Here is a 19,106-nt window from a genome sequence, read left to right as displayed (position 1 = left end):
GCTCACGACCCCTCGCCCGGGTCCCGAACGCTGAACTCGGGGGTCCTGGGCGTACGACTCGCGCGTCCCGGGCGTACGACTCGCGCTGGTCAGTTGCGGCGGATGTCGGTCGGGAAGGTGGCCAGGAGGGCGTTGGGCAGGCCCTGGCGGCGGAGGACCCGGCCCCAGAGGTCGACGTTGGGCGGGGTGAGGACGTCGTCCGGCAGGCCCTTGACCACGATCCAGTCGCCGCGCGAGATCTCGCCCGCGAGCTGCCCCTCGCTCCAGCCCGAGTAGCCGACGAACACGCGCAGGCCGCGCACCTTCGGCGCGAGGGCGTCCGGGTCCGCGTCCAGGTCGACCAGCGCCACCGGTCCGTGCACGCCAACCACGCCTTCGAGTGAACTCAGGTTCTCGCCGGTGCGCATGGCCGCGAGGCACAGCGCCGTCTTCTGCTGCACCGGGCCGCCGATGTAGACGGCTTGCGGCCTGGTCACGTGGGGTCCCCACGCGGGCAGCACGTCGTGGACCGCCACCTCGCTCGGCCGGTTCAGCACGACGCCGAGGGTTCCCCCTTCCCGGTGGTCGATGATGTAGACCACCGTGCGGCGGAAGTTCGAGTCGGTCAGGCTCGGTGCCGCGACCAGCAGGGAACCCGGTTCGACGTCGACATCAGGGCGCACGCTTGCATGATCCCAGATGGGCCGCGGGGCTCTCGGCGGGGAACATTCCGGGTTACCGTTGTCGTTGTACGACCTGCCAGGCGCCATCGAGTCCCCCGGGCCCACTCAAAACCGCCTCCGCGGAATACCGTCCGGCTGGAGCCGCGTAGCGCGAAGCGCCGAGAGGCGACCGGGCGTCTGGCGCCGGGGGGCCGGACCCGCACGGGTCCGGCCTTCGTGGTCTTCCCGGCAGTCGTGCGCCACCGACCGCCGGGACGGCGGGCACCGGGCCCGCGGTTCACCGGGACCAGGCGACGAGAGGCATAGGCTCAAACTCGTGACCACGGCCGGGACCACCGCGGCGAAGCACCACCTCGGCATCCGGAAGCTCCTCGCCGCAGCGGACTTCCGCGGGCTGCTGGCCTCCCGGCTGGCGGCCCAGTGGGGTGACGGCCTGTTCCAGGCGGGTCTCGCGGGCGCGGTGCTGTTCAACCCCGAGCGCCACGCCGACCCGCTCGCCGTGGCCGCCGGGTTCGCCGTGCTGCTGCTCCCGTACTCGGTGGTCGGCCCGTTCGCCGGCGCCCTGCTGGACCGGTGGGACCGCCGCCGGGTGCTGGTGGTGGCGAACCTCACCCGCGGCCTGTTCGTCGTGCTCACCGCCGCCGCCGTCGCCCTCGGGCTGGACGGCGTGCCGCTGTACGCGTCGGCGCTGCTGGTCACCGGCGTGAGCCGGTTCGTCGGGTCGGGCCTGTCCGCGTCCCTGCCGCACGTGGTCCACGAGGACCACCTGGTCGAGGCCAACGCGTTCGCCGCCACGCTCGGCGCGCTGTCCGCCGTGGTGGGCGCGGGCTGCGCGGTCGCGCTGCGCGGCCTGTTCGGCGCGGGTGACGGCGGTTCGGCGTCGACCACGGCGTTCGCCCTGGTGGGCTCGCTGCTGGCGGCGTGGCTGGCGTCCCGCTTCCGGCCCGCGGCCCTCGGTCCCGACGAGGTGGTCGAGCCCAGCCGCACGGCCACCGCGGTGGCCAGGGGCCTGCTGGACGGCGCGCGGGCGGTCTGGCGGACGCCGACCGTGGCGGCGGCGCTGCTCGCGCTGCTGGCGCACCGGGCCGCGTTCGGCGCGTCGCTGCTGCTCACGCTGCTGCTGATGCGCCACACCTTCACCGACTTCGGCCCGTTCAAGGCGGGCTTGGCCGGGCTGGGCGAGGTCGCCGTCGCGGGTGGCGCGGGCATCCTGCTCGCGGGCCTGGTCACCGACCGCGCGGTGGACCTGCTGGGCCGGCGCGGCGCGGTGTGCGCCGCGCTGCTGCTCGCCGCGGTCACCCAGCTGGGCCTGGGCCTGCCGATGCTGCTGCCGACCACGCTGGCCGCGTCGTTCCTGCTCACCTTCGCGGGCCAGGTCGTGAAGCTGTGCGTGGACGCGGCCGTGCAGGGCGACATCGGCGACGAGGTCCGCGGCCGGGTGTTCGCCCTGTACGACACGCTGTTCAACGTCATGCAGGTGGCCGCCGTCACCGCCGCGGCGACCGTGGTGCCCCTGGACGGCCGGTCGGCCGGCCTGGTGGTCGCCGCGACGGTGGCGTACCTGCTCGGCCTCGTCGGCTACCTGCTGCTGGTCAAGCGGATCCCCTCGGCGGAACAAGAGACGCGGTCCTGATCATTCAGCGCGGCAGCGGCAGGCGGATCATGCCCGTTTCGTGGGCGTAGACCACCGCCGCCATCCGGTCGCGCAGGTTCAGCGCTCTCAGGATCTCGGTCACCACCACCCCCACCTGGATCTGGCTGATCGCCAGCACCCGCGCTATCTCGTGATCGGCCAGGCCGCGGGCCAGGCACCGCAGCACCGCCCGCTGCCGATCGGTCAGCGTTTCCAACCCCTGCACCCGGGCGCCCCCCTCGGACAATCCCCAAGCGTTCACGCGACACCACCCCCAGTGCGTGTCTGACGCACACAGTCATGGTGTCGCAACGGGCTGTCACTAGCCAAGGGGAAAGACCCGGATAGGTCACTCCGGGCAACCGGTTGGCGGCTCCACGCCCTCCGCCCGGGCCCACGCGAGCAGCTCCGCGACGGCCTCGTCGTGGTCGAGCGGGCCCCGGTCGAGGCGCAGCTCCTTGAGGAACTTCCACGCCTTGCCGACCAGCGGACCGGGCGGCAGGCCGAGCAGCCGCATGATCTCGTTGCCGTCGAGGTCGGGCCGGACGCGCTTGAGGTCCTCCTCGGCGGCGATCCGCTCGATGCGGCGCTCCAGGTCGTCGTAGGTGCGCTGGAGCGCGTTGGCCTTGCGCTTGTTGCGGGTGGTGCAGTCGGCCCGGACGAGCTTGTGCAGGCGCGACAGCAGCGGGCCCGCGTCGGTCACGTACCGGCGCACCGCCGAGTCGGTCCACTCGCCGGTGCCGTAGCCGTGGAAGCGCAGGTGGAGGTACACCAGCTGGGCGACGTCCTCGGTGATCTCCTTGGAGTACTTGAGGGCGCGCAAGCGCTTGCGGGCCATCTTCGCGCCGACCACCTCGTGGTGGTGGAACGAGACGCCGCCGCCCTCCTCGAACCGCCGGGTGTCCGGCTTGCCGATGTCGTGCAGCAGGGCCGCGAGGCGCAGCACGAGGTCCGGCTCGGGCCCGTCCTCCAGGTCGACGGCCTGCTCCAGCACCACCAGGGAGTGCTGGTAGACGTCCTTGTGCTGGTGGTGCTCGTCGATCTCCAGCCGCATGGCGGGCAGCTCGGGCAGCACCACGTCCGCGAGCTTGGTGTCGACCACGACCTCGATGCCCGCGCGCGGGTGGTCGCCGGTGAGCAGCTTGGACAGCTCGACCTGGACGCGCTCGGCGGTGATGCGGCCCAGCTCGCCGGCCATGGCGGTCATGGCCTCGCGGACGCGCGGCGCCAGGCGGAAGCCCAGCTGGGAGACGAAGCGGGCGGCGCGCAGCATCCGCAGCGGGTCGTCGGAGAACGACTCCTGCGGGGTGGCCGGCGTGTCCAGGATGCGGTCGCGCAGCGCGCCCCGCCCGTCGGTCGGGTCGATGAGCACGCGGTTGACCACGTCGTACGCCATGGCGTTGACGGTGAAGTCGCGGCGGACCAGGTCGCCCTCGATGGTGTCGCCGAAGGTCACCTCGGGGTTGCGGCTGACGCCGTCGTAGGTGTCGGCGCGGAACGTGGTGATCTCGACGGTCCGGCCGTGCTTGCTCGCGCCGACCGTGCCGAACGCGATGCCGGTGTCCCAGGTGGCCTCGGCCCAGCCCTTGAGCAGGGCGGTGATCCGGTCGGGCCGGGCGTCGGTGGTGAAGTCGAGGTCGCCGGACAGGCGCCCGAGCACGGCGTCCCGCACGCTGCCGCCCACCAGGTAGAGGCGGTGGCCGGCCGCGTCGAAGCGGGCGGCCAGCTCTTCGACGACGGGGGAGGCGCTCAGCTGTTCCACCACGGCATTGTCCTGCCCGGTCGGGCCGGGTGCGGTGGGGACGTTCGATCCGGACACGGGGAGCCAGGGTACTGGGCGCGCGGTCCCGGCCCGAACGAGTTCGGGCGGGTGGTGGCCGCGCCGCCGCGGGCCGCCGCCCGGCACGTCACCCGGCGGATCGCCCCGCACGCCGCCCGGCACATCGCCCGCGGTGACGCCGAGCGCGTCGCCCCCGCCTCACCGGGGCCGGTCGTCCGCCGCCCCGCCGACTCCGCGAACACCCAACGCAACTTGACCGCCACGTCCAGTAATCGCTGGTCCGCATTACGATCGGGACCATGCCCCAGTCGTCCGGTCGCTCCGGCGGTCCCAAGCCGAGGCGCCGGAACCGGCGCCGGGGCCGTCGGCTGAAGACCGTCGACGAGACCTCGGCGGGCGGGCTGGTGCTGGACTTCGAGCGGCGCGCGGCCGCCGTCATCGGCCGGCTGGACCGGCGCGGGCGCCTCCTCTGGTCGCTGCCGAAGGGCCACATCGAGGCCGGTGAGACCGCCGAGCAGACCGCGGTGCGAGAGGTCGCCGAGGAAACCGGTATTCATAGCAGGGTGCTCCGGCCGCTCGGCTCGATCGACTACTGGTTCGTCGCCGAGGACCGGCGGGTGCACAAGACCGTCCACCACTTCCTGCTGGAGGCGCTGGGCGGTGAGCTGTCCGACGAAGACGTGGAGGTCACCGAGGTGGCGTGGGTGCCCCTTGGCGAACTGGACGAGCGGCTCGCCTACGCGGACGAGCGCCGGCTGGTGCGCCGCGCCGCCGAGCTGATCTCCGAGCACGACAACACCCGGTACGACGGCACCGGGTTCCAGAACACGGGGTACCGCGCGACCGGGTACCGGACGGACGGAGCGGAGTCGGCGTGAAACGGCTGCTGGCCGCACTCGCGGTGGCCGGGTTGGTCTTGGTCACCTCCCCGGCGCACGCGGCGCCACAGGAGGGCAGGCTGCCCGTCCGGCCCGCGCCCGCCACCCAGGTGTGGGCCACCCGCGCGATGGCCAACCAGCCCGGCCAGCAGTCGCAGGTCTACCTGCGCCTGGACGTGGAGGAGCTGAACCCGCGGGTGGTCACGGCGGGCACGGAGTCGATCACCATCCGGGGCAAGGTCGTCAACGTCGGCGACCGGTTCATCGAGGACATCGAGCTGCGCCTGGAGCGCGGCGAGGCGCTGACCGACGAGGCCGAGGTCCGCGAGGCGCTGCGGGAGCCCGCCGACGCGGAGTACGTGCAGCCCGCGTTCACGCGGATCGCGGACCGCCTGGAGCGCGACGAGTCCAAGCCGTTCGAGCTGACCGTGCCGCTGCGCGGCGCCGGCCGGACGTCGCTCCAGGTCGAGGAGCCCGGCATCTACCCGATCCTGGCCAACATCAACGGCACCCCCGACTTCGGCGGCCGGGCCCGGTTGGCCGCGCTGAGCACGCTGCTGCCGGTCCTGTCGGTGCCCGGCGGCACCGCGCCCACCCCGCCCGCGGACCCGGCCAAGGTCACCGTGCTGTGGCCGCTGGCCGACCGGCCGCGGATCGCCTCGGTGAACCCGACCGTGCTCACCGACGACGAGCTGGCCGGCTCCATCGCCATGGGCGGCCGCCTGTGGGGCCTGCTCAAGGGCTACCAGGCGGCGCTGAACGGCCCGCTGGGGCAGGGCGTGTGCCTGGCCGTCGACCCGGACCTGCTGCGCACGGTCGCCGCGATGGCCGAGGGCTACCAGGTGCGCGGCCAGGGCGAGGGCCGCGGCGAGGGCGAGGCCGAGCTGTGGCTGTCGCAGCTGAAGCTGTCGGCGAGCGGCCGGTGCGTGATCGCGCTGCCGGACGCGGGCGCCGACGTGGTCGCGCTGTCCCGCGCCCGGCTCACCGACCCGGTCCGGCTGGCGCTGGACGGCGCCCGGGTCGTGCGCGAGGTGCTGGAGGTGCAGCCCACCGAGGGCCTGACCTGGCCCGAGGACGGCGTGCTCGACCAGCAGACCCTGGCCGACCTGGTCGCGGGCGGCGTCACGTCGCTGGTGCTCGACCAGTCGGCGGTGGCGGGCACGCCCGGCACCGGGCCGGTCCGGCTCGACGCGGGTGAGGGCGCGGGCGGCACCGCGGACGACGGCGCCGCCGAGGGGAGCGGCGACAAGGTCGGCGAGGGCGAGCCGGTCAAGGTCGTGCGCATCGACGGCATGGTGTCCGACGCGCTCCGGGCCCCGGCGACGACCCGGCCGGTGGCGGGCGTGACCACGCCGACCGAGACCCGGCCGGTGTCGGTGCAGAACGCGCTGGCCGCGCTGACCTTCCGGACCGCGTTCCAGGGCGCCGGGCAGCACGTGGTGCTCGCGCCGCCGCGCCGGTGGAACGCGCCGGCCGGCGAGGTGGACACCCTCATCCGCACCACGGAGTCGCTGGTCAGCAGCGGTTTCGCCACGCCGTTGGGGTTGAGCGGGCTGCTCGCGGGCATGCCCGAGCAGACGGCCGCGCTCAGCTACCCGGTCGAGGCGGGCGCGCGCGAGGTGCCGCCCGCGGTGACCGCCGAGGTGGCCGCGTCGTGGGACCAGGTGCGGCTGCTGTCCGACTCGATGAGCCAGCAGGACGCGGCCTCCGCCGAGCCCGACGACCTGCTCGACCCGCTGCGGCTGGACCTGCTGCGCACCGCGTCCGGGGCGTGGCGCGGCGACGAGGCGGGCGCGCGCACCTCGCTGGGCCTCGCCCGCGAGCAGGTGAACGGGCTGCTGGGCCAGGTCACGGTGACCGAGCCGAACAGCCCGATCCTGCTCGGCTCCGGTGACAGCCCGATCCCGCTGTCGGTGAAGAACCGGCTGGACGTGCGGGTGACCGTGCGGGTGGTGATCGAGGACACGCCGGGCATCGACCCCCGGGACGAGCAGGTCTACGAGCTGCCCGCGCGCGGCGACCGGCTGGTGCCGGTGCAGGTGGAGGTGCAGCGGTCCGGGCGGTTCCCGGTGCACGTGCGGCTGGTCACGGCCAGCGGCGTCGAACTGGGTGAACGGGCCCGGTTGGAGGTGTCGTCCTCGGTGTACGGGACGATCACGGTAGTCATCACCGGCTTGGCGGGCGCCGCGCTCGTCCTGCTGTCCGCCCGGCGCATCTACCGGCGGGTGCGGGCGGCGCGGGCGGCCTCCGTGCGGGTGCCCGACGACGCCAGTGGCGTCACGCCGGAGAAGTCGAGCGCGAGTTGAGCGGAACAACGGTGACCCAGCAGGAACAGCAGCAGAACGCGCCGTCGCTGGCACGTGCCGGCGGCTCCATGGCCATCGCCACGATCGTCAGCCGCGCCTCGGGACTGCTGTCCAAGCTGCTGCTGGTCTCGGTCGTCGGCATCAACGTGCTCAACGACTCCTACCAGGTCGCCACCACGCTGCCCACGATGATCAACGAGCTGCTCCTGGGCGGCGTGCTGACCAGCGTGGCCATCCCGCTGCTGGTGCGCGCCGAGAAGGAGGACGGCGACGGCGGCGAGTCGTACGCGCAGTGGCTGATCACCATGGCGGCGGTGGTGCTGGGCGTCGGCACCCTCATCGCGATCGCCTGCGCGCCGCTGCTGACCGCGCTGTTCATCGACCCCGCCTCGGACGCCAACCCGGCGCTGGTCACCGCGTTCGCCTACCTGGTGCTGCCGGGCATCGTGTTCTACGGCCTGTCCGCGCTGCTGGGCGCGATCCTCAACACCCGGCACGTGTTCGGCCTGCCCACCTGGGCGCCGGTGCTGAACAACGTCGTGGTGATCATCACGCTGGCCGTCTACTGGGCGATGCCGGGGGAGATCTCGCTCGACCCGGTCGAGATGGGGCAGCCGAAGCTGCTGGTCCTGGGCCTGGGCACGATGGCGGGCGTGGCGCTCCAGGCGCTGGTCCTGGTGCCCGCGATGCGGCGGACCGGGTTCCGGTTCCGCTGGCGCTGGGGGTGGGACCGCAGGCTGGCCGAGTTCGGCGGGCTGGCGTTCTGGGTGCTGCTGTACGTGGCGCTGGGGTTCGTGAGCATGGTCGTGCTGACCCGCGTCGCGACGAACGACAAGGGCGCGATCACCGTCTACAACATGCAGTGGCTGATCGCCCAGGTGCCTTACGGCGTGCTGGGCGTGTCGCTGCTGACCGCGCTGATGCCGCGGATGAGCCGCGCTGCGGCGGCGAACGACACGGGCGCGCTGGTCGGCGACCTGTCGTTCGGCAACCGGATGTCGTCGATCCTGCTGATGCCGTTCAGCGCGCTGCTGACGGTGTCGGGCGTGTCGATCGGCCTGGCGGTGTTCGCGCACGGCCAGTCGGGCGTCGAGGGCGGCGAGGCGATCGGCACGGCGCTGGCGCTGTCGGCGTTCGGCCTGGTCCCGTACGCGATCACGCTGCTCCAACTGCGCGTGTTCTACGCGTTGAAGGACGCCCGGACGCCGACGGTCATCCAGGGGATCATCGTGGTGGCGCGGATCGCGCTGCTGTACGCGTTCCTGGAGTTCTCGCCGCCGGACAAGCTCGCCGTCGGCGTGTCGGTCGCGATGTCGCTGAGCTTCGTGGTGGGCGCGCTGGTGGGCCAGGTGTGGCTGCGGGTCAGGCTGGGCCGGCTGCGCACCGGCTACACGGCGTGGACCATCTGCCTCACGGTCGTGGCGTCGGCGATCGCGTTCGGCGCGGCCACCGGTCTCGCCTGGCTGGCCGTCCAAGGACTGGGAATCGAATCCCGTGTGACGGGCGCTTGGGTGGAGCTCGTGATCCAGGGCGTCGTGGGCCTGCCGCTCAGCTTCGCGCTGCTGGCGCTGTTCAGGGTGCCCGAGGTGAAGCCCGCCCTGGACAAGATCAGTCGTTTGGTGGGTCGTCGGTGACCGTTGCGACGCGCCCCGTTCCCGTACTCTCGGGCCCGTGAGCAGCGGCCCGATCCAGAACACCTCGCTGGTGCCCGGCGGGGTGATCGGCGGCGGCCGCTACCGGCTGCTGGAGCCGTCCGGTGTGGACCGCCGGTGCGACGCGCACCTGTGGCGGGCGCGCGACGGCCAGCTCAACCGGGACGTGGCGCTGACGGTCCTGGTGGGCAACCCGGCCGACCACGCCGCGGTGGCGCGGGCCAAGCGGATCACCGAGCGCGCGATGCACGCGGCCAGCTTCACGCACCCCGGTGTCGCCCGGGTGATCGACGTGCTGATCCCCGGCGCCGGCCTCCAGCTCGGCGACGGCATCCTCGGCATCGTCGTGGCCGAGTGGACCCGGGGCTCGGACCTGGTGGAGCTGGTCGCCAAGGGCCCGCTCCAGGCGGGCGCGGCGACCAGGCTGCTGGAACCGCTCGGCGCGGCGATCGAGGGCGCGCACCACGCGGGCCTGGTGCTGGGCGCCGACCACCCGCAGCGCATCCGGGTGACACCGGACGGCAGGCTGCGGCTGGCGTTCCCCGGCCCGCGACCGGACGCCATCGCGCGCGACGACGTGAAGGGCCTCGGCGCGATCCTGTACCTGCTGCTCACCGGCAGGTGGGCGCTGCCGGGCGGTCCCGAGGGCGTGCCGGTGGCGCCGACCGGGCCGGACGGGTCGGTGCTCGCGCCGAGCGCGATCCGCCCGCAGGTGCCGCACGAGCTGTCGTCGGTGGCGGTGCGCAGCCTGGAGGACACCAGCGTCGGCGGCATCCGGACCAGCGCGGCGATCCTCCAGGTGCTCGACCAGATCTCCTCGTCGGAGGCGCAGACCGCGCTGATCGACCGGGTGCCCGAGGGCGACGCGGACGACGGCGCGGTGTGGACCACGCAGCGTCCGGTGCGCAACAAGGACCAGAAGCGCAAGCTGGCGATCAGCGTGGCCGTGCTGGCGGTGGCCACGCTCGGCGTGATCGCCTGGCTGAGCTTCCAGATCGTGAACTTCTTCAGCGACGAGCCGACCGGTGGCGGCGGGCCGACCGTGGTGATCGGGCAGTCGAACGAGCCGGGGCAGAGCGGCCAGCCCGCGCCGCCCGCGCCGCAGCCGGCGGGTCCCGTGCAGCCCTCGTCGCTCGGCGTCTACGACGTGACCAACCAGCCGGACAACGCCAACCGGGCCAGCCGCGCCGCCGACGGCAACCCGACCACGGTGTGGCAGACCGAGAACTACTTCCAGCCGTTCCCGGCGCTCAAGCCGGGGATCGGGCTGATGGCGGGCTTCGCCGAGCCGGTGAAGCTGGCGTCGATCACGGTCACCTCGCCCAGCGAGGGCACGGTGGTGGAGATCCGGGTGGCCGGCGCGCAGAACGCGCCGCTGGAGGAGACGAAGGTCATCGGCACCGCGACCCTGTCGTCGGGGCAGACCCAGATCCAGCTGAACGACCACGACCCGACCCAGTACGTCCTCGTGTGGGTGACGAAGCTGGCGGGCAGCGGGCGGAACAACAAGTCGGAAGTCGCGGAGCTGGTCTACACGCGGGCCCAGTAGCCCCCGGGCCACCCCGGGGCCACCGGCCGTTCACGGTCCCGCCGGCGAGAACGCGCTGCACCGCACGGGTGATCGCCCTGGTGTCGGACCTCACCGATACCCTCTTTCGCGTGACCGCCGCAGCCAGCTCGGACGCAGCCCTGATCGCGGCGCACGCCGCCGGTGACCCGCACGCCTTCTCGGAGCTGGTGCGCAGGCACCGGGACCGCATGTGGGCCGTCGCCCTGCGCACCCTGCGCGACCCCGAGGAAGCGGCCGACGCGTTGCAGGAGGCGTTCATCTCCGCCTTCCGGGCCGCGGGCAGCTTCCGGGCCGAGTCGCAGGTCACCACGTGGCTCCACCGAATAGTCGTGAACGCCTGCCTCGACCGGATGCGCAGGCGACAAACCAAGCCGACCGTGCCGCTGCCCGAGGCCGGGCCCGGCGAGCCGGTCGCGCCGCGCGACGCGATGGCCGAGCGGGAGACCCGGCTGATCGTGCGGGACGCCCTGAACGAGCTCCCGGAAGAACAGCGCGCCCCCATCGTGTTGGTGGACGTGGAGGGGTACTCGGTGGCGGAGACCGCCCGGATGCTGGGCATCGCGGAGGGCACGGTGAAGTCCCGCTGCGCCCGCGGGCGGGCGAAGCTGGCCAAAGTTCTGGGGCACCTCCGGAACCAGGGTGCAGATGCGAACGTCCCAGGGAACGATGTGCAGGTGCAACAGGGACGTCAGTGGGAGGAACGATGACCGGCAATGCGCGGCGTTCGGGGCCGCCGTGGTCCGTCGACCTGCTGGCCGACCTGCACGCCGGCGTCCTGGACCCCCGGACCGAGGCCGAGCTGCGGCCGCTGGTCGCCGAGGACCCGGAGGCCAGGGCGATCCTGGCCGCGCTCGACGCGACCCTCGACGACCTGCGTGACCTGCGCGACGCGCCGCCGATCCCGATGCCCCGCGAGGTGGCCGAGCGGATCGACGCGGCGCTCGCCGAGGAGGCCCGCCTGGCCGCCGAGCGGGACCGCCCGGTCGCGCCGGTGGTAGACCTCGCCGCGGCCCGCGCCAAGCGCAACAAGCGCCTGGGCATGGGCGCGGGCATCCTCGTGGCGGCCGCCGCCGCGGTCGGCATCGCCCTGGTGGCGGTGCCGGGGAACAACAGCGCCACCACCGACAACGTGGCCGGCTCCACGCCCTCGGACACCCCGGTCACGGCCAGCGCCGCGCCGGGCGACGAGCCACGGCTGGCGGTGCGGGGCGAGAACTTCGGGCCGGTGTTCGGCGACGTGCTCAAGGCCCAGAACTACGGCCCGCTGGAGAACCAGGAGCAGTTGGCCGGGTGCCTGGCCGGCGCGGGCATCACCGCGGGCAAGCCGCTCGGCGTCAGCCCCATCACGCTGGACGAGAAGCCGGCCGTGATGGCGATCCTGCCCGGCGGCGCGCCCGGCGCGTACCGGATCGTGGTCCTCGACCCCGACACGTGCGGGCCGGACAACCCCGACGGCGTGCTCGCCAACAGCACCATCGAGCCGTAGTCCAGCTCACCCGACCGGGCCGGAATTACCGCGCCCTACGATCCGTTGAGCGAAGAGCCGGACCGGGTGGCCCCGGTCCGGGGACGACTTACGGAGGTCGAGGGTGTCGGACGTTCGGAACCTGATCATCGTCGGATCGGGGCCCGCCGGGTACACCGCGGCGGTCTACGCGGCGCGCGCCCAGCTCGAACCGCTGGTGTTCGAGGGCTCCCAGTACGGCGGGGCGCTGATGACCACCACCGAGGTCGAGAACTACCCGGGCTTCCGCGACGGCATCATGGGCCCCGACCTCATGGAGCAGATGCGCGAGCAGGCCAAGCGCTTCGGCGCCGAGCTGCGCGCCGAGGACGTCGAGGGCCTGGAGCTGGACGGCCCGGTCAAGCACGTCACGGCGAACGGCAAGCGCTACGCGGCGCGCGCGGTCGTGCTGGCCATGGGCGCGGCGGCCCGCTACCTGAACGTGCCCGGCGAGCAGGAGCTGCTCGGCCGCGGCGTGTCGGCGTGCGCCACCTGCGACGGCTTCTTCTTCCGCGACCAGGACATCGCCGTGGTCGGCGGCGGCGACTCGGCGATGGAGGAGGCCACCTTCCTCACCAAGTTCGCCCGGTCGGTCACGATCGTCCACCGCCGCGAGGACTTCCGCGCCTCCAAGATCATGCTGGAGCGCGCGCGGGCGAACGAGAAGATCAAGTGGCTGCTCAACGCCGAGGTCGTCGAGGTGCTGGGCGAGAACTCGGTGTCCGGCCTGAAGGTCCGCGACACCCGCACGGGCGAGGTGACCGAGCACCCGTTCACCGGGTTCTTCGTCGCCATCGGCCACGACCCGCGCAGCTCCCTGGTCAAGGGCCAGGTCGAGCTGGACGGCGAGGGCTACGTCCAGGTCCAGGGCCGCACGACCCACACGAACGTGGACGGGGTGTTCGCCGCGGGCGACCTCGTCGACCACACCTACCGCCAGGCGATCACCGCCGCCGGCTCGGGCTGCTCCGCCGCGATCGACGCGGAGCGCTGGCTCGCCGAGCACGGTGAGTCGGAGGCCGCGGTCACCGCCGAGCACGTCGGCGGCGGCTACGGCGAACCCGTCTCCACCAGCTGAACCCCCACGCCCAAGAGGAGAACATCAAGATGGCAGGCTCCACCGTGGTCACGTCCGCGCAGACCTTCACCGAGGACGTGCTGACCAGCGAGAAGCCAGTTCTGGTCGACTTCTGGGCGACCTGGTGCGGTCCGTGCAAGATGGTCGCCCCGGTCCTGGAGGAGATCGCCGCCGAGCACTCCGAGAAGATCACCGTGGCGAAGCTCGACATCGACGCCAACCCGTCGATCGCCCGCGACTACCAGATCATGTCCGTGCCCACCATGATCCTGTTCCAGGGTGGCCGGCCGGTGAAGCAGATCGTGGGCGCCAAGCCGAAGGCCGCGCTGCTCAACGACCTGGCCGACGTGCTCTGAGGCACCCTGTTCGAGTGACCCGTCCCCCTTCCCCCGAAGAGGGACGGGTCACTCGTTCGTGGAGCAACAACCACACGTAGTAGCCCCGCGAGTGGGCAGCGGTGGAGCAAGGCACAATAAGGCGTCAAGTTCCGCGTCGACGGCTCGTCGGCGCCTAGTTGAGCGAGGGGTGCATGCCGCTACTCCGCCGCGGGGATTTCGGACCGGACGTCGCCGAGGTCAGGGCCACGCTGACCAAGCTCGGCCTGTTGTCCGATCCGCAGCCGTCGCAGGTGTTCGACCTCCCGGTCGAGCACGCCGTGCGAGCGTTCCAGCAGCAGCGGGGTCTCATCACCGACGGCATCGTCGGCCCGGCCACCTACCGCGCGCTGCGCGACGCGACCTACCGCCTCGGTGACCGCCCGCTCGCGTACCTGATGGCGCAGCCGGTGACCGGCGACGACGTGTTCGCCCTCCAGGAACGGCTGCTGGAGCTGGGCTACGACGCGGGTCGCCCGAACGGCGAGTTCGGCCAGCAGACCGAGCAGGCCCTGAAGAACTTCCAGCGCGACTACGGCCTCATCTCCGACGGCATGTGCGGGCCGGACACCGTGCGCGCGCTGCGCCAGCTCCAGCCCAAGGTGCGCGGCGGCCGGCCGGTGTTCCTGCGCGAGCAGGAGCACGTCCGGCGGGCCGGGCCGCGGCTGTCGGGCAAGCGCATCATCATCGACCCGGGCCACGGCGGCGAGGACCGCGGTGTCGTGGTCGACGGCGTGTCCGAGGCGGACCTGGTGCTGGACCTGGCCAGGCTGCTGGAGGGCAAGATGGCCGCCACCGGCATGGAGGCCCTGCTCACGCGGGGTCCGCGCAACAACCCGGACGAGGGCGAGCGGGCCCGGTTCGCCAACGAGGCGGGCGCCGACCTCATCCTGTCCCTGCACGTCGACGCCAACCGCTCGCCCCTGGCGTCCGGCGTGGCGACCTTCCACTTCGGCACCACCACCGGCGCGGGCACCACGTCCACCGTCGGCGAGGCGCTGGCCGGGTTCATCCAGCGCGAGATCGTGGCCCGGACCGGCCTGCCGGACTGCGGCACGCACCCCAAGACGTGGGACATGCTGCGGATGACCCGCTGCACGGCGGTCCGCATCGAGGTCGGCTACCTGACCAACGCGGGCGACCGGCAGCGGCTGGCGAACCCGTCGTTCCGGGACGTGGTGGCCGAGGGCATCCTGGTCGCGGTGAAACGGCTGTACCTGCTGGGCAAGGACGACCAGCCCACGGGCACGTTCACCCTGGACGACCTGGTGCGGCACGAGGTGGCGTTCGGCCAGGCGCGCTGAGGCCCTCCCGGCTCGCCCGGGTGGGCGAGCCGGGCCCGCACGACCCTGACGGGGGCGTCCGGGCCTCCAGGGCCGTTCGGACGTCCCCGGCCTGCCTCCCGACCCCCGCGGGCCCTTCCCAGCCCGCCCTTCCCGGCCCTGAGAGCCGCTACGCGGCGCTCACCAGCCGCTGAGGGTGTCGAGGACCCGGCCCACCGCGTCCTCGTCGTCCGCCCGGTTCTGGGCCCTCAGGTCCAGCATGAGGTCGGTCAGCTCGTCGGCCAGGCGCTCGGCCGGGACGCCCCGGCCCTGCCAGTCCTCCAGCATCCGCTGGATCCGCTGGAAGTCGCGCCGCCCCTCGACCTCCGCGAGCACTTCGCGCTGGATCTCCGCCCCGGTGTCCACGGAAGTCGATCTTATTGAGGACGCGGCGGCGCGAAGTCCGCCAGGTGGGTCACGCACCGGCCTCCCAGGGCGTGGTCGACAGCACGCGCCCGGTCTCCAGCAGCGACTTCAGGTTGGACAGCACTGCGGGCCAGCCGCCCGACACCGCCTCCAGCTCCGCCTGGTCGGCCAGGTCGGTGTGCTCGACCGTGAGCCGCACGGTGGCGCCGTGCCGCTCGATGGTGAACGCGACGGTGGAGGCCCTCGGGTCGCCCTCCGCCTCGCCCCACGTGAGCACCAGCCGGTGGGGCGGGTCGGCCTCGACCACCTCGCCGACGCCGTCGTCCACGCCCGAGCCGTCGGCGCGGCGGTGGGCCCACCTCGCGCCCGGCGCCCACTCGGCGGCGGTGTTGCGGTGCCCCCAGTACTCCGCCGAGACGTCGGCGTCGGTCAGCGCCTCCCAGACCGCCTCCGGCGTGCTCTCGATGTAGGTCACGTACACGAAACTCGGTTTCACGCTCGCCTCCGCGCGTCGCTTCACGTCGCCGAGCAGCCGCAGCCGGGGCCGCTCGAACCGGTCGATCCACCGCTCCTGCACCTCGTGCAGGGGCACCGGGTTGAGGTAGTGCAACTTCTCCCGCCCGCGCCGCACGGTGCTGACGAGGTTCGCGGCCTCCAGCACGGCCAGGTGCTGGGTGACCGACTGCCTGGCCATCCCGAGCCGGGAGCACAGCTCACCCAGCGTCTGCCCGTTCTCCTCGCGCAGGCGGTCGAGCAGGTGGCGGCGGGTCTCGTCGGCCAGGGCTTTGAAGACCTTGTCCACGACGGCAGGTTATGCAGGTAAATACCTGCATGTCAACGCGCGGAAGGGGAACCGCAGGTGGAACCGGGTTCGTCAGGCGGGGCGGAAGCTCGGTTCGGCGGTCGACACCGTCACGGAGCCGAGTAGCCGCTCCAGCGCCGCCTCGACGTCTTCCTTCCACGAGGACGCGCTGCGCAGCTCCAGCCGCAGCCGCGGCCAGCGGGGGTGGGGCCGCACGGTCTTGAAGCCCACCTGGAGCAGGAAGTCGGCGGGCGTCACGCAGCTCGGGCCGTCGTCGGGCCGGTTGTCGCCGAACGCCTCGATCGCCTTCACGCCGCGCCGGGTCAGGTCCTTGGCCACGTTCTGCACCAGCACCCGGCCGAGGCCGCCGCCGCGGAACTCGGGCAGCACCTCCAGGCCGGTCATCAGCACCGCGTCGGGGCTGGCGGGGGAGGTGGGGAAGGCGAGCGAGCGGGGCACGGCCGCGGGGGGTGCGTAGAACACCGAGCCGGCGGGAATCCCGTCGCAGTAGATGATCCGACCGCACGAGCCCCACTCGAGCAGGACGCTGGAGACCCAGGCCTCTTTCTCGAACTCGGTGTCGCCGAACTCCTCGGCCTGCTCCTTCAGGTGGGGCGCCAGCTCCCAGAACACGCAGGTCCGGCTGTGCTTGGACAGGTGCTCCAGGTTGTCCAAGGTGACGCCCACGACCCGACGCGACACCCCGACCTCCAGCCCCTGAAGCACAACCCCTCATGAGGATATGTGGATGTGACCCCGGCCGGGAAGGCAGATGCCCCGAACGGGACGGCCGTTACACTCGGGCGGGAACATACCCGCCGGTAAATCCACCCAACGGAGTTCCCCGTGAACCTACCCGGACAGCCCCCGAAGCAGGGTGCCAGAAGCCTCGACCCCCATCTGCGCCGGTACGCGGCACGGACGGCGGGCATGACGGCATCGGAGATCCGGGCGCTGTTCGCGGTGGCGAGCCGGCCAGAGGTGGTGTCCCTGGCGGGGGGGATGCCCCACCTGGCAGCGCTCCCGCTCGACTCGCTGAGCGCCGAGATCGGCGACCTGATCGCCACCGACGGCCTCGTCGCCCTCCAGTACGGCAGCGCGCACGGCGTGCCCGAGCTGCGCGAGCAGATCTGCGACGTCATGGCGCTGGAGGGCATCAACGCCCACCCGGACGACGTCGTGGTCACCGTGGGCTCCCAGATGGGCCTGGACATGGTCACCCGGATCTTCTGCGACCCGGGTGACGTGGTGCTGGCCGAGGGCCCGTCGTATGTGGGCGCGCTCGGCTCCTTCGCCGCCTACCAGGCCCAGGTCGTGCACGTGGCCATGGACGCGGACGGCCTGGTGCCGGAGAACCTGCGCGAGGCCGTCGCGGCGGTCGAGCGGACCGGTCGGCGCGTCAAGTTCCTCTACACGATCCCGAACTTCCACAACCCCGCCGGCGTGACGCTCGCCGTCCAGCGCCGGGCGGAGATTCTGGAGATCTGCCGCTCGCACGGCATCCTGGTGGTCGAGGACAACCCGTACGGCCTGCTCGGCTTCGACGGCACCACCTACCCGGCGCTGCGGTCGACCGACCCGGACAACGTGGTCTACCTCGGCTCGTTCTCCAAGACCTTCGCCGCCGGCCTGCGGGTCGGCTGGGTGCTCGCGCCGCACGCCGTGCGCGAGAAGCTGGTGCTCGCGGCCGAGTCGGCCACGCTGTGCCCGCCCACGCTCAACCAGATGATCGTGTCGCGGTACCTGGCCACGCACGACTGGAAGGGCCAGATCAAGACCTACCGCGAGGCCTACCGGGAGCGGCGCGACGCGGCCATCTCCGCGTTGGAGCAGCACATGCCGGTTGGTTCCACGTGGAACAAGCCCACGGGCGGGTTCTACGTGTGGGTCACCGTGCCCGAGGGCATCGACACCAAGGCCATGCTGCCGCGGGCCGTCACCCAACGCGTCGCGTACGCGTCGGGCACCGGCTTCTACGCCGACGGCCTGGGCAGCCGCCAGCTCCGCATCTCGTACTGCTACCCGACCCCCGAGCGCATCCGCGAGGGCGTCCGGCGGCTGGCGAACGTCATCAAGGACGAGATGGAGCTGCGCGAGACGTTCGGCCCGACCGTGGGCCGGGCCGTCCAGGGTCCCCAGACCCCTTCGCCCGACACCGCCTGATCAGGAGAAGAGACGTTGTCCAACCGCTGGGTCGCAGTGCTGTCCGGTGGCCTTTCGCACGAGCGGGAGGTGTCCCTGCGGTCCGGTCGCAGGCTCTCCGCGGCCCTGCGCTCGGTCGGCCTGGTCGTGGAGGAGTGGGACGCCGACGCGCAGTTGCTCACCCGGTTGCAGGAGCACCGGCCGGACGCCGTGGTCGTGGCGCTGCACGGCGGCGAGGGCGAGAACGGGTCGGTGCAGACGATCCTGGAGCTGGTCGGCGTGCCGTTCGTCGGCACGGACTCGCGCGCGTGCCGACGGGCGTGGGACAAGCCGACCGCCAAGGGCGAGCTGGCCCGCGCGGGCCTCGCCACGCCGGAGTGGGCCGTGCTGCCGCACGCGACGTTCCGGGAGCTGGGCGCGCAGCCCGTGCTGGACGCGATGGTCGACCGGCTCGGGCTGCCGCTGATGCTCAAGCCCGACCAGGGCGGGTCCGCGCTGGGCGCCCGGGTGGTGCGGGACGCCGCCGAGCTGCCCGCCGCGATGGTCGGTTGCCTCGCCTACGGCGACACGGTGCTGGCCGAGCGGTACGTGGAGGGCGTCGAGGTGGCCGTCGCGGTGGTGGACGGCCCGGACGGGCCCTACGCCCTGCCGCCGGTGGAGATCGTGCCGGAGAGCGGCGTCTACGACTACACCGCCCGGTACACGGCGGGCCTGACCGACTTCCACGCGCCGGCGCGGCTGGACGAGAAGACCGCCCAGGCGGTGGGGGAGCTGGCGGTGTCGGCGCACCGGCTGCTGGGTCTGCGCGACGTGTCGCGGACGGACGCGGTCGTGGCCCCGGACGGCACCGTCCACTTCCTGGAGGTGAACGTCTCGCCCGGCCTGACCGAAACCTCGCTGCTGCCGATGGCGGTGGAGGCCGCGGGCAAGTCGCTCGGCGAGATCTACGCCGGTCTGGTGGAGCGCGCGGTGACGCGCTGACGGTCCCGGAATGACGATTGCGGCCCGTGTCCGAATGGACGGCCCGTGTCCATTCG

Annotated in this window: 18 protein-coding genes; 12 read left to right on the top strand and 6 right to left on the bottom strand. The window is 72.8% G+C overall.

Translation table 11 applies throughout. From position 1 onward, the window contains the following. Window positions 1-89: 89 nt before the first annotated feature. Window positions 90-662, bottom strand: a complete 573-nt coding sequence (locus ACFV4N_RS25200) for a YqgE/AlgH family protein (protein ID WP_499675060.1) — start codon at window positions 660-662, stop codon at window positions 90-92. 316 nt (window positions 663-978) lie between these two features. Here ACFV4N_RS25200 and ACFV4N_RS25195 point away from each other — a divergent pair, with 316 nt between their 5' ends. Further along, window positions 979-2,295, top strand: coding sequence for an MFS transporter (locus ACFV4N_RS25195; RefSeq protein ID WP_499675059.1), 1,317 nt, complete (start codon window positions 979-981; stop codon window positions 2,293-2,295). Between the two features lie 4 nt (window positions 2,296-2,299). Here the strand turns inward: ACFV4N_RS25195 and ACFV4N_RS25190 are convergent, their stop codons facing one another. After that, on the bottom strand, window positions 2,300-2,521 hold the full coding sequence (locus ACFV4N_RS25190) for a helix-turn-helix domain-containing protein (protein WP_499675058.1): 222 nt from the start codon (window positions 2,519-2,521) through the stop codon (window positions 2,300-2,302). Window positions 2,522-2,644: 123 nt separating this feature from the next. Beyond that, window positions 2,645-4,114: a CCA tRNA nucleotidyltransferase gene (locus tag ACFV4N_RS25185; RefSeq protein ID WP_499675057.1), complete on the bottom strand. Its 1,470-nt coding sequence runs from the start codon at window positions 4,112-4,114 to the stop codon at window positions 2,645-2,647. Window positions 4,115-4,374: 260 nt separating this feature from the next. Between ACFV4N_RS25185 and ACFV4N_RS25180 the strand changes: the two genes are divergently transcribed. From ACFV4N_RS25180 to ACFV4N_RS25140, 9 genes are all read left to right on the top strand, one after another. Then, a complete protein-coding gene (locus ACFV4N_RS25180; protein WP_499675056.1) occupies window positions 4,375-4,953 on the top strand; it encodes an NUDIX hydrolase in 579 nt (192 codons plus the stop codon). Next, window positions 4,950-7,259 (top strand): DUF6049 family protein, encoded by a 2,310-nt coding sequence (locus ACFV4N_RS25175; protein WP_499675055.1) that lies wholly within the window; start codon window positions 4,950-4,952, stop codon window positions 7,257-7,259. Before ACFV4N_RS25180 ends, ACFV4N_RS25175 begins: the two co-directional genes overlap by 4 nt. Window positions 7,260-7,270: 11 nt before the next feature. Continuing rightward, entirely contained in the window at window positions 7,271-8,893 is a 1,623-nt protein-coding gene (murJ, locus tag ACFV4N_RS25170; RefSeq protein WP_499675054.1) for a murein biosynthesis integral membrane protein MurJ, read from the top strand. Window positions 8,894-8,930: 37 nt separating this feature from the next. Further along, a complete protein-coding gene (locus tag ACFV4N_RS25165) occupies window positions 8,931-10,460 on the top strand; it encodes a protein kinase family protein (RefSeq protein WP_499675053.1) in 1,530 nt (509 codons plus the stop codon). Window positions 10,461-10,570: 110 nt separating this feature from the next. Continuing rightward, the gene (gene sigM / locus ACFV4N_RS25160) at window positions 10,571-11,188 is read left to right on the top strand and encodes an RNA polymerase sigma factor SigM (protein WP_499675052.1); all 618 of its coding nucleotides are present in this window, start codon (window positions 10,571-10,573) and stop codon (window positions 11,186-11,188) included. Next, on the top strand, window positions 11,185-11,967 hold the full coding sequence (locus ACFV4N_RS25155; protein ID WP_499675051.1) for an RsmA family anti-sigma factor: 783 nt from the start codon (window positions 11,185-11,187) through the stop codon (window positions 11,965-11,967). The genes sigM and ACFV4N_RS25155 overlap by 4 nt, the downstream gene beginning before the upstream one ends. Before the next feature lie 103 nt (window positions 11,968-12,070). Then, window positions 12,071-13,063, top strand: a complete 993-nt coding sequence (gene trxB / locus ACFV4N_RS25150) for a thioredoxin-disulfide reductase (protein WP_499675050.1) — start codon at window positions 12,071-12,073, stop codon at window positions 13,061-13,063. Between the two features lie 29 nt (window positions 13,064-13,092). Then, the gene (trxA, locus tag ACFV4N_RS25145; protein ID WP_499675049.1) at window positions 13,093-13,419 is read left to right on the top strand and encodes a thioredoxin; all 327 of its coding nucleotides are present in this window, start codon (window positions 13,093-13,095) and stop codon (window positions 13,417-13,419) included. A gap of 173 nt (window positions 13,420-13,592) precedes the next feature. Beyond that, the gene (locus ACFV4N_RS25140) at window positions 13,593-14,741 is read left to right on the top strand and encodes an N-acetylmuramoyl-L-alanine amidase (protein ID WP_499675048.1); all 1,149 of its coding nucleotides are present in this window, start codon (window positions 13,593-13,595) and stop codon (window positions 14,739-14,741) included. Between the two features lie 159 nt (window positions 14,742-14,900). Here ACFV4N_RS25140 and ACFV4N_RS25135 read toward each other — a convergent pair whose 3' ends face one another. The 3 genes from ACFV4N_RS25135 to ACFV4N_RS25125 all read right to left on the bottom strand — a co-directional run bounded on the left by ACFV4N_RS25135 (window position 14,901) and on the right by ACFV4N_RS25125 (window position 16,629). Then, the gene (locus ACFV4N_RS25135; RefSeq protein WP_499675047.1) at window positions 14,901-15,125 is read right to left on the bottom strand and encodes a hypothetical protein; all 225 of its coding nucleotides are present in this window, start codon (window positions 15,123-15,125) and stop codon (window positions 14,901-14,903) included. Between the two features lie 49 nt (window positions 15,126-15,174). Then, window positions 15,175-15,927, bottom strand: a complete 753-nt coding sequence (locus ACFV4N_RS25130) for an ArsR/SmtB family transcription factor (protein ID WP_499675046.1) — start codon at window positions 15,925-15,927, stop codon at window positions 15,175-15,177. A 72-nt stretch (window positions 15,928-15,999) separates the two neighbouring features. Then, on the bottom strand, window positions 16,000-16,629 hold the full coding sequence (locus ACFV4N_RS25125) for a GNAT family N-acetyltransferase (protein WP_499675045.1): 630 nt from the start codon (window positions 16,627-16,629) through the stop codon (window positions 16,000-16,002). A 144-nt stretch (window positions 16,630-16,773) separates the two neighbouring features. Here ACFV4N_RS25125 and ACFV4N_RS25120 point away from each other — a divergent pair, with 144 nt between their 5' ends. Together ACFV4N_RS25120 and ACFV4N_RS25115 are read left to right on the top strand one after the other, a co-directional pair. Then, window positions 16,774-18,090 carry an aminotransferase-like domain-containing protein gene (locus ACFV4N_RS25120; protein ID WP_499675044.1) on the top strand — a complete coding sequence of 439 codons (1,317 nt, stop codon included), beginning with the start codon at window positions 16,774-16,776 and terminating at the stop codon, window positions 18,088-18,090. A gap of 15 nt (window positions 18,091-18,105) precedes the next feature. Beyond that, the gene (locus ACFV4N_RS25115) at window positions 18,106-19,050 is read left to right on the top strand and encodes a D-alanine--D-alanine ligase family protein (protein ID WP_499675043.1); all 945 of its coding nucleotides are present in this window, start codon (window positions 18,106-18,108) and stop codon (window positions 19,048-19,050) included. Window positions 19,051-19,106: the final 56 nt, after the last annotated feature.

The sequence above is a fragment of the Actinosynnema sp. NPDC059797 genome (assembly GCF_042732085.1).
GTDB lineage: Bacteria > Actinomycetota > Actinomycetes > Mycobacteriales > Pseudonocardiaceae > Actinosynnema.
Note: the sequence above shows the minus strand (reverse complement) of the source record. Positions and strands in the feature narration are given on the sequence as shown.

Bases quoted from the DNA above. Each gene is read 5' to 3' on its own strand.
- ACFV4N_RS25180 (WP_499675056.1), top strand. From the start codon at position 4,375: ATGCCCCAGTCGTCCGGTCGCTCCGGCGGTCCCAAGCCGAGGCGCCGG.
- ACFV4N_RS25155 (WP_499675051.1), top strand. From the start codon at position 11,185: ATGACCGGCAATGCGCGGCGTTCGGGGCCGCCGTGGTCCGTCGACCTG.
- trxA (WP_499675049.1), top strand. From the start codon at position 13,093: ATGGCAGGCTCCACCGTGGTCACGTCCGCGCAGACCTTCACCGAGGAC.
- ACFV4N_RS25140 (WP_499675048.1), top strand. From the start codon at position 13,593: ATGCCGCTACTCCGCCGCGGGGATTTCGGACCGGACGTCGCCGAGGTC.